The organism is Terriglobia bacterium (assembly GCA_020072785.1).
Lineage (GTDB): Bacteria > Acidobacteriota > Terriglobia > Acidiferrales > UBA7541 > Acidiferrum.
Genome location: JAIQGG010000009.1, coordinates 25248 through 37910, shown reverse-complemented (window position 1 = coordinate 37910; position 12663 = coordinate 25248). Strand labels below are relative to the sequence as shown.

Annotated in this window: 11 protein-coding genes; all 11 read right to left on the bottom strand. The window is 58.2% G+C overall.

What is annotated here, in order from left to right; translation table 11 throughout:
• Positions 1 to 16 precede the first annotated feature (16 nt).
• Positions 17 to 2011, bottom strand: a complete 1995-nt coding sequence (locus LAN61_15590; protein MBZ5541938.1) for a PAS domain S-box protein — start codon at positions 2009 to 2011, stop codon at positions 17 to 19.
• A gap of 181 nt (positions 2012 to 2192) precedes the next feature.
• Positions 2193 to 2594 carry a group 1 truncated hemoglobin gene (locus LAN61_15585; protein MBZ5541937.1) on the bottom strand — a complete coding sequence of 134 codons (402 nt, stop codon included), beginning with the start codon at positions 2592 to 2594 and terminating at the stop codon, positions 2193 to 2195.
• Positions 2595 to 2627: 33 nt separating this feature from the next.
• Positions 2628 to 2990, bottom strand: coding sequence for a hypothetical protein (locus LAN61_15580; protein MBZ5541936.1), 363 nt, complete (start codon positions 2988 to 2990; stop codon positions 2628 to 2630).
• A 144-nt stretch (positions 2991 to 3134) separates the two neighbouring features.
• Complete coding sequence (locus tag LAN61_15575) at positions 3135 to 3992, bottom strand: protein-glutamate O-methyltransferase CheR (GenBank protein MBZ5541935.1); 858 nt, start codon at positions 3990 to 3992, stop codon at positions 3135 to 3137.
• A 14-nt stretch (positions 3993 to 4006) separates the two neighbouring features.
• Entirely contained in the window at positions 4007 to 5077 is a 1071-nt protein-coding gene (gene cheB / locus LAN61_15570) for a chemotaxis-specific protein-glutamate methyltransferase CheB (GenBank protein ID MBZ5541934.1), read from the bottom strand.
• The gene (locus tag LAN61_15565) at positions 5077 to 5412 is read right to left on the bottom strand and encodes a response regulator (protein MBZ5541933.1); all 336 of its coding nucleotides are present in this window, start codon (positions 5410 to 5412) and stop codon (positions 5077 to 5079) included. Before LAN61_15565 ends, cheB begins: the two co-directional genes overlap by 1 nt.
• A 250-nt stretch (positions 5413 to 5662) precedes the next feature.
• On the bottom strand, positions 5663 to 6142 hold the full coding sequence (locus LAN61_15560) for a chemotaxis protein CheW (GenBank protein ID MBZ5541932.1): 480 nt from the start codon (positions 6140 to 6142) through the stop codon (positions 5663 to 5665).
• Positions 6142 to 8289 carry a chemotaxis protein CheA gene (locus tag LAN61_15555; GenBank protein ID MBZ5541931.1) on the bottom strand — a complete coding sequence of 716 codons (2148 nt, stop codon included), beginning with the start codon at positions 8287 to 8289 and terminating at the stop codon, positions 6142 to 6144. Before LAN61_15555 ends, LAN61_15560 begins: the two co-directional genes overlap by 1 nt.
• Before the next feature lie 24 nt (positions 8290 to 8313).
• Positions 8314 to 8703: a response regulator gene (locus LAN61_15550; GenBank protein ID MBZ5541930.1), complete on the bottom strand. Its 390-nt coding sequence runs from the start codon at positions 8701 to 8703 to the stop codon at positions 8314 to 8316.
• A gap of 157 nt (positions 8704 to 8860) precedes the next feature.
• A complete protein-coding gene (locus LAN61_15545) occupies positions 8861 to 10213 on the bottom strand; it encodes a sigma-54 dependent transcriptional regulator (protein MBZ5541929.1) in 1353 nt (450 codons plus the stop codon).
• A gap of 20 nt (positions 10214 to 10233) precedes the next feature.
• On the bottom strand, positions 10234 to 12486 hold the full coding sequence (locus LAN61_15540; GenBank protein ID MBZ5541928.1) for a PAS domain S-box protein: 2253 nt from the start codon (positions 12484 to 12486) through the stop codon (positions 10234 to 10236).
• Between the last annotated feature and the right edge of the window lie 177 nt (positions 12487 to 12663).

The following is a 12663-nucleotide window of genomic DNA, read 5'->3' as shown; positions in this document are numbered from 1 at the left end:
GGGTTCCGCGGCCGGTTCAGAACTTGTACCGGCCCACGAGACCGCGCAACTCGGCAGACATACTTGCCAGAGATTGCGCCGCCTTTTGTGAATCCCCCGCCCCGCGGGACGTGCTCTTGGCGGCTTCGGCCACGCCGGCGATATTCTTCGCGATCTCGCCTGCGCCCTTAGCCGCTTCGTTCACGTTGCGGGTCATCTCAGTCGTCGTGGCGTTCTGTTCTTCGACGGCCGTCGCAATGGTGTTGGAGAAGTCGTTCACCTGGGTGATGATCGCGCCGATCGCACCGATCGCTTCAACGGCACCCTTGGTATCGCTCTGGATCGCCTCGATCTTCCGGCTGATGTCCTCGGTGGCCTTCGCGGTTTCCTTCGCCAGTTCCTTCACTTCGTTGGCGACGACCGCGAAGCCTTTGCCGGCTTCGCCCGCGCGGGCGGCTTCGATGGTGGCGTTAAGCGCCAGCAGGTTGGTCTGCTGCGCGATGGAAGTAATGAGCTTGATTACCTGGCTGATTTCGGCGCTCGATTCACCCAGCTTGGCAACGGTCGTGTTGGTCGACTGCGCAACCTTCACCGCTTCGCTGGCAACCTTGGCCGCGTCCGCCGCGTTCTTGGCGATCTCCTTGATGCTGGAGCTCATCTCCTCCGTGCCGGTGGCCACCGTCTGGAGGCTGCGGTTCACCTGCTCGGAAGCCGCCGAGACCACGTTGGCCTGCGATGCCGTCTCTTCCGCGTTTGTGCTCATCTGCTGGCTGACAGCGGTGAGCTCCTCCGACGCCGTGGCCAGGCCGGAAGCGTTCTGCGCCACCGTCGCCATGGTTGTTTTCAGCTCTTCCACCTGCTTCCGCTCGCGCTCCTGGGCCTCTTTGATGGTGCGCTCGGCGGCCAGCTTTTCGGTGATTTGTTCCCAGGTGACCATGGGACCCAGATATTTCTTGTTCTGATCGTAGATGGCGCTGACTTTCAGATCGAACGATTCAGGGCCGATCTCGATCTGAGCGCTGAAGGGCAGGTTCCGGTCATTGGACAGGAACTTGCGCTGCTGCTCAGGATTCTTGTGGAAGATGTCGATGGCCGTGCCGATCATTTGATCGGCCCGGACGGGGAGATACTGCTCGATCTTCCTCATCAGGTTCTTGGCGGCTGGATTGAGGTACTGGAGCTTCAGATCCAGGTCGGCGGACATGATGTTGATGGGCGCGTTTTCCATCATGGACATGACGCGCGACATTTCCGTCTCGGTCTTCAAACGGTCGGTGATCAATGACCACGTGACCATCGGGCCAATGTAGTTGTTCTTCTCGTCGTAGATCGCCGTGGCCAGCAAATCGGCGGTCTGGTCGCCGATCTGAATGTTCGACCGGTGCGGCAGGTTTCTCGGATTGCTCAAAATCTTGCGCTGGTACGCCGCATTCTTGTGGAAGATGTCGATACTCGACCCCACGACTTTATCTGCAGTCACCGGCAGGAATTTTTCGAGAGTTCCCAGCAGCTTTTCGGACGCTGGATTCACATAAATGATGTTCATGTCCAAATCCGCCAGCATGATGTTGATGGGCGAATTTTCCAGCATCGCACGTACTTGGGCCATGGTCAGGCCCTGCTCTGTATCTCCGGAATCATTCTTGCGCACAGTCACGATGTCCCCCTCAAGACCGCCGATTTTCTCCATCACCGTATCCACCAGCTCGGGCGGCACACCCAGTTCGGTGAGCGTCACCGCAAGGTGCGTGCCCACGCGCTCGAAGTGCCGCGGCTCAATAAGCAGCTTCGCGTGCGCCGACTTCATCGAGCGGCCCTTGTAATCCGCGGGCCCCCCAAGGGCCTGGCTCATGAACTGCGTCTGGCGCAGCTTGAGCCAGGTCATATTGGTCTTGGCGAAAAACGGCTTGAGCTCGCGATCTGCCAGGACCTTCTCGTAGAACTTTTCGACGGCCGCTTCGATACTCGCCTTTCCGCCCAGTTGAGCGTAGAGCGAATCGGAGCGGCGAACGGACGGCAATTTGACTCCCATGACGACTCCTTTTCTTTTTTTGCTCCGTGGCGGAGCGATTTCTATTCACCAGCTGGCTGGTGCCTCTCTTCAGACCCTTGAAACAGATGAACGCAATCCCGATCGTTCACTTCAAGACCCGTGTTTTGTCCCCCCCGCTACACATCTGGTCCACCCACAAAATCGTTGTGACAGAGAAGCGTCAGCGGGCACATTGTGCCTCCGTGACAACATCCGGTTCGAGCTCCATAACCTTCTGCATCACACTTGCCACCACGTTGGGCGGCACGCCTACCTCATCCAGGGCCGCCGCAAGGAGTTTTTCGGCTTGCTGGAAGTGGCGCCGCTCGATGTGCAGATGGGCATGCGCCGCCTTCATCGAGAGACCCCTGTATTGCGCCGGCCCGCCCAGGACCTGCGTCAGATACCGGCTCAACCGCATCTTCATCCACGTTGTGTTGGTCCCCGCGAAAAAAGTCTTGAGATCGCCGTCTGCCATAATTTTCTCGTAGAACCTTTCTGCCGCGGCGGTAATGCGCGTTCTTCCACCCATCTGGGCGTAGAGCGAATCGGTCCGGTGAACGCCTGTCTCCTGGTTTCCCATGCGATTTCCCAACGGCTCCGGAACAGAACGGCTTCAGACCACCATATAACTGGTCGCGTAATTCAGGCTTCTGAGCACGACGAAGGTGATTCCGAGCACGCGATGCAGCGCGCGTGTTTCGTACCTGCCCGCAAGCATCGGACGCCCCAAGAGAATCATAAGGACGTAGCAGACCAGCACGGCCAGCGACACCCCGGCGTGAAACCAGACCAGCGGCCGGACGCGCGACACAACCTTCTCGACTGCGTGACGCGTGAATTCGATATACAGAACCAGCAGAAGATCGCTGCCGAATGCGGCGATCATCAGCCGCTGATGCCACTGCGGATTGCGCTTGCGTATCCACAGTCCCGCAGCCACCAGCAACAGAACCAGTGTTGAAGCCAGATGCAACATCTCAGATCCTCCCGCCGCGGCCGGCACAGGCATTTCGCTGGACCGGACCGATCCCGCGGTTCATGTTGAATTCCATATCTCCCCCCGTATTCCTGCGTACCCCCACTGCAGATAGACTCCCGTTTTGACCGGCAACCCGAATTCTCATCGCTTCACCTCTCCGGGAACCGCAACCATCTCGGCGGCTTTGGGACGATACAGGGAAGCCTTGCCCGAATGCATGATGTGGAACTCATCCGAAAGTCCCAAGACGGTCTCTGACGCACCGAGGAATACGGCGCCATCGTCCGCCACGGTCCGCCGGATGCGCCGGATGATCTCTTTCTTTGCGCCCTGGTCGAAATAGATCAAGACGTTGCGAAGAAGAACCAGGTCCATTGCGCCGACGCCATGCCAGGACTCAAACAAGTTGAGCTTGCGAAAAGTGACCATGCGCCGGATGGATTCGTTGATCTCCCAGATTGCGTCCTTTTTCGTGAAATGCTTGATCAGCATGGCCGCCGGCAGGCCCCGGTTGACTTCCGCCTGGGTGTACTGGCCCGACCTCGCACGCTCCAGGTTTTCCTCGGCGATATCGGTAGCGATGATTTCGACGGCATATCCCGGGCAACCCTGCATGAGCTCATGAACGATCATCGCGATGCTGTACGGCTCCTGCCCCGTGGAACACGCGGCAGACCAGATGCGGAGTTGCTTCTTTCCGGTGCGAGCGGCAAATAGTCTCGGCAGAGCATCGGTGCGCAACACCTCGAACGGATGGATGTCGCGGAAGAAATAGGTCTCGTTGGTCAGCAGCGTATTGAGGACACGTTCGCGCATCGCGGCGTTTGCATCGCGCCGCAATACCGTCACCAATTCGGCGATCGAGTCCACTTTCATGTCTACATACAGAGGAGACAATCTCACCTCCAAGAGGTACTCCTTGCCATCTTCGAGAAATACGCCCGAGTGCCCCTTGAGGAGCGCGCGTATGTAGTCGAAGTCCTCTCGCCGGACCGACATGCCTAAAGTTCCGCTCACGGTGTCGCCATTACCGGGATGGATTTACTCGCCTGAATCCTTCTGTGAATCTGTTCGTAAAATGCATTCAACGGAAATACGCCGTGCGCGAGTCCCGCCTCCAGGACTGCCGCTGGCATACCCCAGACCTTGGAACTTTCCTGATCCTGCACGAGAATCTCCCCGCCACAGCCGTACACATGTTCGCAACCTTTCAGGCCGTTATCCCCCATGCCCGTCAATATCCCGACCGTGCAGTTGCCGCCATACACGCCCGTCACCGACCGCAACAGGACGTCCGCCGACGGAAGGAAGGAGTTTTCTGACGCGCCTTCCGTCGCCCGAATTTGAATCTGATCTGCGACGCGCTCCACGACCGTATGCTTCCCGCCCGTTGCGATGTAGATTCCGGGAATCAGAGGCCGGGCGTCCCCGGTTTCCATTACATTCATCCTGCATTGGCTCTGCAAACGCTCGACAAAGCTCTTGATCAAAAGCGGCAACATGGATTGCACGATCACAAAGGGAACTGGGCAATTCGCAGGAAACCTCGGGAGGAGTTCCTCAAGCGCGCTCGGTCCCCCCGTGGAAGCGGTCAACACAACTATGTCCGTCCGGCCCGACACCTTGCCTGGATTCGGCGCCGGCACGCGCACGGTAGCCCTCTTGTCCGGCGTGGCCCGTCCGCAGAGTGCCCGAATCTTCGGAACCAGTTCCCTTTTGCAATTCTCCAGGGCCTGGTCCAGATTTTTTTCCATCGACGGCTTGGCCACGTAATCATCAGCGCCCAGCGCCAACGCTTCCAGTGTTTGCGAAGCGCCTCTTTTCGTCAGCGCGCTGAACATGATGATTGGAAGATCTGGATGGTCCTTACGAATAATCTTAAGCGCGGTCATGCCGTCCATTTCGGGCATTTCGATGTCGAGAAGGACGATGTCCGCTCTGACCTGCATGACTTTCTCCACACCAATGCGCCCATTGCGTGCGATCCCGACAACTTGCAGATCGGGCTCCTCTCCCAGCAACGAGGAGATCGAACTCCGGATCGGGCTGGAGTCGTCCACGATGAGGATGCGAATATTGGCCATCAGTTGTTCCTTGCGATTCCAATCAATGTCAATTTGTCGGCCAGCATCTCTTTTGTGAATGGCTTCATGAGGTATTCGTTCGCGCCGGTGGTCAGCGCCTTTTCCATGAGGTTCGGCTCGTCCACGGAGGTCACCATGACCAGGCGAACCTGCTTGTTGTAGAAGGGATCGTTGCGCACCGCATGGACAAGCTCCACGCCATCGACGTTGGGCATGTTCCAATCCACCAGGAGGACATCAAACGTGATCCCTTTCCGAAGCACGGCAATCGCTTCGGCCCCGTCGCATGCTTCTTCCACGTCGAACCCGAGATCATCCAGCATCGTGGCTAGCATCGACCGGGTTGCCTGTGAGTCATCCACAACCAGAGCGCGTTGACGCAACAAAGCATTTCCTCCCAACACCTAAACGTAGGACCCGTCTACTGTGCCGAACACTTCTTACCGCAGTCCGCCAACTCCCCTGGCTCGCCCCCGCTCAAATCCATCTTGGCGAGAGGGCATTCGTCATTTACATCTGGTGGCTCCACGACACCTTCACCCGCCTCGAACGTTTTTCTTGCACCGAGGTCATTCTTTCTCTGAATCAGTTCGGTTCACCCTGATTCACCGTATGCGCAACCGAATCCACCGCTGGCATTTTGACGCCGACATCGATGGCGTGCTGCGCATCGAGCACCAGCATTAAGTCCGTTTCCAGCTTGTGAACGCCGCTGATGATTTCTTTGAAGGCCGAACGCATCGTGACCGGAACGCTTTCGAACGTCTTTTCCGTCACATTCACCACGTCGCAGATCTCATCCACAAGGAGGCTCACGGCTCCGTCATCGCTGCGCAACACCACGTTCATAGGCGGCTGATCCACCGGCCGTTCCTCCATCTGCAGCCGGGTGCGCAGATCGATGGCCACGATGATCTGGCCGCGAAGATTAATCAGGCCGCGCAGTGCCGAGGAAAATGGGATCGGCGTCATCTCCTGGTAATTGATCACTTCCTGAACGCGCTCGACCTCGATCCCAAACAATTCGCCACCGACCCGAAACGTGCAAAATTGCTGCATGGCCATCAGTTCACCCCTCGCATGCTCTGAGCCGCACCGGACCACAGATCAGAGATGTGCGGGATTTCCAGTAGATCGGTCACCCGTCCCTGAATGACCGCGCGTCCCCGGATGTTCTTGTGGAAGTCGGCTTCATGCACGGTGAGGCGCTCCTCGACGATGTCCACGATCTCGTCAACGATCAGCCCTACGCTCTTCCCCTGTTTTTCGTAGACGATCACCTGGGCCAGACCGCTGCCTTCGCTGTCGCTTTCCAGATTCAGCACGCTGGCCAGTGGAACCACCGGCATGACCCCGCCGCGATACTGCACGACGAGCTGCCCAGCGGAGTTTTCCAGCTTGTCCTTTGGGAATTCTTCCAGCCGGGCGACCAGGTTTAGCGGCATTGCCAGCCGCCGGTTCTTCCCCACCCGGAAGATGACCAGCCTCTCGATTTCCGTCTCGTGCGCCGCCTCGGAAGCCGTTCGGGATTGCGCCTCGTTCTGAACTTCCACTCCGGCGCGGTGGGCGAGCCCGATTACATCCAGAATCATGGCCACCGCTCCATCGCCCATGATGGTCGCACCCGAACAAACGGTGAGTCCTTTGAGTTGCCGGGCCAGCGGTTTGACCACGATCTCTTCGGTATCGTTGATGTCGTCGACGGCCAGGCCAAACGAGTGCATTCCAGCCTGTAGAATCACAAGATTCACGCCGTCGGATGGCTGCTCCTGTTTGGCATCCTTGTCTTTCAGCCGAAGCACTTCGTGGAGGTAGAGGATAGGAATCAAACGCCCCCGGAGGCGGTATACGCTGCATCCACGCGCTTGTTCGATTTCAACGGCTGCCTGATCGGCATCGAGGCGCACGAGTTCCAAAATATTGACCTGGGGAATCGCATACCGGACGCCGCGGCTCACGACCACCAGCGCGGGAATGATCGCCAGCGTCAGCGGAATCGTCAGGCGGAAACAGGTTCCACCGTGCGGGGCGGCCAGGATGTCCACTGTCCCGCCGATACGCTCGGTATTCGTCTTAACCACGTCCATGCCGACGCCACGGCCAGAAACCTTGGTGACATCGATCGAAGTGCTGATCCCGGGCAGAAACATCAGCGCTTTCTGCTCGCGTTCGGAAAGGCGCGCTGCTTGGTCCGCGCTGATGGAGCCTTTTTCGATCGCATCGGCGACGATGCGGGCCGTATCGATTCCTTGCCCGTCGTCGCTGACCTCGATGCACACCTGCCCGCCGTCATGGTAGGCCCGCAGGATAATCGCGCCTTCTTCCGGCTTTCCTTTCGCCCGGCGCGCCTCCGGTGCTTCAATGCCATGATCAATCGCGTTGCGGACCAAGTGAGTCAGCGGATCCTTGATCGATTCCAGGATCGTCTTGTCCAGCTCCGTCTCACCTCCTTCGAATTCCACCCGGACCTGCTTGTTGCAGATGATCGAGACATCGCGTACCAGGCGTGGAACCCGGTCCCACAGATTGCTCACCGGCTGCATGCGGGTCTTCATCATCCCTTCCTGCAGCTCGGTGGTGATCTGATGCAGTTTTTGCGAGGAGGCGGTAATCGCCGAATTGGAGTGACCTAGCTGCAGGATCTGGTTGCGAACGAGCACCAACTCACCAACCATGTTCATCAGCTTGTCGAGCAAGGAAACGTCAACCCGAAGATGCTGCGTGCCCACACCGCTGGGTGCGGGCGCCGCGGCGCTTTCTTGCTGCGCTTCCGGGCCGGCTTGGTTCACAGTCTCTGCCCGAGGCAAACCCGCCTGATCCGCCTGGGAGTGTTTCAGCAACCCCAGGCGGGTAATCAGGCTGCCGGCATTAAACTCAGCATCCGACTTCTTCTGTGCGACGATCTCTATCGCCGCCCGGATGCGGTCCACCATCTGCAGCAGTGCTGTCGTGATTTCCTTGTTGGGGATCAGATTCCCATCGCGAATGTCCGTGAGCAGGTCTTCACCGGCATGCGCCAGCATCTCCAGATTGTTCAATCCAAGAAGGCCCGATGTGCCCTTGATACTGTGAATGACACGGAAGATGTCGGCCACACGCGCGGAATCGCGCTCGTTCTCCAACCGCACCAGCAGCGTATCGAGCTGCTGCAGTCCTTCCGAGCTCTCGTCCAGAAACTCTTTCAGGATCTCATCAAAGTTCTTCCGAGCCATCTTTATCCCTTTCCACGCACTCCATCAGAGCGCCGCTGGTGTCGAACCCTCAGGAAACACGCGCAAACCCTTCAGCAGCCGTTCAGCCAACCGCGCTACATCCGCCAGGGGCTGCGGCTTGTGAAGAAAGGCGTCCACTCCACACCGCTTCGCCTCAGCCTCGACCTCCGGCGACCCATACGCGGTCAACATAATCACCCGCGCCGACGGAGACTTGCCGCGAAGAGCCCGGACGATCTCCAAGCCTTCCGCACCGCGCGAACCGGTCAATCGCAGATCCGCGATGACCAACGAATACGTGCGTTGCCCGATTAATGTGACTGCTTGCTCCAATTCGTTGGTGCACTCCACTTCGTAGCCGAGCAAAGTGAAATACTCGCGCATGGCGAAAAGGATGACGTCTTGGTCGTCCACAAACAGAACCCTATGTGCCATCGCAGGGGGGAATAATGCAGTTGCGCTGCCACCGTCGAAAGGATGGGGTAACTCTTAAGAACACCCGCGTTTTCAATAGGTTATGGAGCGAGGTTGTAAGGCGGTCTTTGGCTGTGCCGAATCTTGGATCGCTTGTCTAGACTTTAGACAGGACGATTCCGTGTTGTTTGATCTTGTGGTAGAGCGTGCTGCGGGGCATGCCTAATTGTTCTGCTGCCTTGTCCACACTCCCGCTCGCCCGCTTCAGCATTCGAATGATGTGCAGCTTCTCCACCTGATCGAGAGAGAGGGAGGGATCGAAAAGTGCGTCGGTTTCCTTCTCCGGCCGCTCGAAATGGAGATCTTGCCGAGCTATCACATTTTCTTCCGTCAGGAGAACCGCGCGTTCCAGCACATTTCGCATTTCACGGATATTTCCAGGCCATTCATACGACTGCAGAGCGGCTACCGCATCCGCGTCCAGCGTGATTCCCTTCCGCCCATAACGGCCGGCAAAGCCATCCAGGATCTGCTGCGCGAGCGCGGGAATATCTCCGCTCCTTTCGCGCAGCGGAGGCACGCGGATCGGTATGGTGCTGATACGAAAATAGAGGTCATCCCGGAACAAACCCTGGCGCACGCGGGCAGCTAAATCCCGATGCGTCGCTGCGATGAGCCGCACGTCCACGCAGCAGTCCCGTACGTCGCCCAGCCTTCGAAAGCGCTTCTCCTCGACGACCTTGAGCAACTTTGGCTGAACTGCCGCGTCCACATCGCCGATCTCATCCAGAAACACGGTGCCGCGGTGCGCCACCTCCAGCAGGCCTACCTTGTTGCTCAGCGCCCCGGTAAATGCACCCTTCTGGTGCCCAAAAAGCTCCGTCTCCAGGAGATCGTGCGTCAATCCCGCGCAGTTCACGTCCACAAACGCTTCCTGACCTCTCGGACCATGTTGATGGATCCATGCCGCTAGTACGCTCTTGCCCGTCCCCGTCTCCCCCTGAATCAGGATGGGGCTGTCCGATACGGCTACCCGCTCGAGGACTTCCCGCAAACGCCTGATCAACGGATCGCTGCCGACAAAAGGATTCACTGCTTCTCGGGACTCCCTGGACTGTGTTGCCATTTGGCGCTGGCGGTTCCGGCGCTGTTCGCACAGGCGTTCCAGCACCACCAGCAAGGCCGGCAACTCCACCGGCTTGGTCAAGAACTGTTCCGCTCCCTCCTGAATCGCCCGCACTGCCAGTTCGATACTCCCGTGGCCGGTCAAGACGATCACGGATACATACGGGTCGATGGCCTTGAGCCGCGGCAGTAACTCCAGGGCGTTTCCATCGAGCAGTGCATAATCGCAAACGACGATATCCGCCCTCCAGGAACGCAGCACTTCCTCGGCCCCCGCGCAGGACTCCGCATGGCGAACCTCCTGCTCGTGGGCCGCCAGGAATTCTCCGACGCCGAACCGGATCCCCGCTTCATCATCCACCAGCAAGATACGATTTCTGGCCAACGCTCATACCTCCCAGGAAATCAAGCCAACTGCCGTGCCCGCAGACGAATCAGCATCTCCGCGCCACCCTCCGGGCGATTGCGCGCAATGATCTTACCCCCGTGCTGCTCGATGGCGCGCTCAACGATTGCGAGACCCATACCGGTTCCGCCGCGCCGCCGCGTGAAGAAGGGTTCGAACAGGTGCGGCAGGTCCTCCGGACGAAAACCCGGCCCGCTGTCTTTGACCACACATTCGATCCACGTCTGTTGCTCTTCCCGAACCGTCCGGGCATCGATCGTCACCTTCGCGTCTTTGGCGGAATGCTGAATGGCATTCTCGAGCACGTTCCGAAATATCTCGGCTATCCGTCGGCCATCGACCCGGACCAGGGGCAAATCGGGGCCAACGTGCGAGACGATCTCCACCCCGTACTTCCGGGCCAGGACCCAGCAGGTTTGGACAGCGTTGCTCACAATCGCTTCGATTGTCGTATCGGCCATGTCCAGCCCTGCCGGTTTCCCGTAGTCCAGAAGCTCCTCCATCAGCCCACTCAGACGACTGAGTTCATGCCTCAGGTTTCTCATGTATTCCGCATATTCTGCGCGGACCCCGAAGCGCGCCTCAATCGCATCCAGCGTGGCAGAAATGCTGAAAAGCGGATTGCGTATCTCGTGCGCAACGCCCGCCACAAGCGTCCCCATCGCGGACATCGTTTCGCTTCTGCGAACCGACTCCTGCAGATCCACCAGGGCGGTGACGTCTCGCAGCGTGATGAGCATATGCTCTTTGTCCAGGGAAGGGTCCATGAACTGGCTCACGTGCAAATACCAGCTCTTCCCGCTCTTCGGATCGAGGATTTGCCGGGAAGAGGGCTGGCGCCACTCTCGGGATTCCAGCAGGACCGCATTCACCGCCCCCCACAGCTCCGCAGGTGAAAACTGGACTAGGTTGCACCCAATTGCGTCATCGTAACTAAGGCCCAGCAGCTCTCGCGCTGCCTGGTTGAGCCGCTGGACCAATCCCTCGGCATCAGTGATCAAAATGGCCGAATGAACCGCATCAAACGTGAGTTTCCACTCTCTCGCGGCGTTTTCCAGGGCGGTCCGGAGACGGTGCTCCTCTTCTTCAGCTTTCATCTGTTCGGTCCTGTCACGGCCGACCGACACAAAGTGCGTAATCTCTCCCTGCTCGTTCTTCAACGGAGAAATTGTCTTATCCTCATAATAGAGTTCGCCGTTCTTTTTCTGATTGAGGAATACGCCACGGAATGGCTCTCCTGCCACGATCGTGTCCCACAACTTGGCAAAAAAAGCCGGGTTCATCTTCTCGGACTTGAGAATGCTCGGCTTTCTCCCCAGAACCTCTGCAGCGGTGTAACCGGTGAGCTTTTCAAGCGCGGGGTTGACGTACTCGATCACTCCGTCCCGGTCCGTGATGATGATGGAATCCGCCGTCTGCTCCGCGACGTTCGACAGCTTGATCAGGGTGTTCTCTGTCGCTTTGCGTTCCGTGATGTCGAAGGTGTGGGCGACAACGATATCCGGGGGTACGAATACATACGTCGCGTCAATATTCGCGATGCGTCCCGTCCTCGCAAACTTGTATACGAATTCTCTGCGGATGGTGTGTTTCTCTTCATAGCACCGGCGCAAATCTTCGGCGATTTCCAAATGCCCGGCGAAGACCTGCCCAGCCGTGGCGCCCAAAACAGTCGAAATCCGTCCCGCAGTGGCTTCCCCGGCCGCGTCGCTGAAATCAACCAACACGAAATCACCGTCCCGCCACTGCCAGGAATACGTAGGAATGGGCAGGCTCTTGAACAACTTTCGAAACCGCTCTTCCCCGGCACGAAGCTCTTCTGCGGCCCGCTTCCGCTCCGTTATGTCACGCAGGATGGCGGTAAAAAACAATTCCCCATTCACAGCACACTTCGAGATCGAAACTTCGGCCAGAAACCGGCTGTCGTCAGCCCTTAACCCGGCGACTTCACCCAGGGGCCCCATCCGGCGCAATGCGACCGTACCCTCGCCAAATCCACGAACCCACTCAATATGTTGCTTGCGGAAACTCTGGGGAATGAACTGCGTGATTGGCTTGCCCAGCGTCTGCTCGGTGGAACAGCGGAACATTTTTTCCGCCGCTGCATTGAACAAAACGATGTTCTGGCTCGAATCAATCGTTATGATGGCGTCTGTCGCAGATTCGACGACACTGGCCAAATATGCCTGGCTGTGGAATAGTTCTTGTTCGCGCCGCTTCTGTTGAGCACTACTCAACGTTTGACCTCGCATTCCGACCAGCCCGCTGCAGTCGACTCGTGGCAATGGAGCATCCAGATCGCGATCCCAGGATGATCCCCGCTATTTGACAAGCGACGCAGTCGTCCCCGCTAGCCTATTTCACAATGAATTTCAAAAGGTATATTATATTTTGCCGCAACTAACCATCGACTAACGTTCCCGCCATTG

Excerpts from the sequence above, each read along its gene's own strand:
- LAN61_15575 (MBZ5541935.1), bottom strand. The coding sequence starts at position 3,992 with ATGTCGGTCCGGCGAGAGGACTTCGACTACATACGCGCGCTCCTCAAG.
- LAN61_15580 (MBZ5541936.1), bottom strand. The coding sequence starts at position 2,990 with ATGTTGCATCTGGCTTCAACACTGGTTCTGTTGCTGGTGGCTGCGGGA.
- LAN61_15540 (MBZ5541928.1), bottom strand. The coding sequence starts at position 12,486 with ATGCGAGGTCAAACGTTGAGTAGTGCTCAACAGAAGCGGCGCGAACAA.
- cheB (MBZ5541934.1), bottom strand. The coding sequence starts at position 5,077 with ATGGCCAATATTCGCATCCTCATCGTGGACGACTCCAGCCCGATCCGG.
- LAN61_15560 (MBZ5541932.1), bottom strand. The coding sequence starts at position 6,142 with ATGGCCATGCAGCAATTTTGCACGTTTCGGGTCGGTGGCGAATTGTTT.
- LAN61_15555 (MBZ5541931.1), bottom strand. The coding sequence starts at position 8,289 with ATGGCTCGGAAGAACTTTGATGAGATCCTGAAAGAGTTTCTGGACGAG.
- LAN61_15585 (MBZ5541937.1), bottom strand. The coding sequence starts at position 2,594 with ATGGGAAACCAGGAGACAGGCGTTCACCGGACCGATTCGCTCTACGCC.
- LAN61_15565 (MBZ5541933.1), bottom strand. The coding sequence starts at position 5,412 with ATGCTAGCCACGATGCTGGATGATCTCGGGTTCGACGTGGAAGAAGCA.
- LAN61_15590 (MBZ5541938.1), bottom strand. The coding sequence starts at position 2,011 with ATGGGAGTCAAATTGCCGTCCGTTCGCCGCTCCGATTCGCTCTACGCT.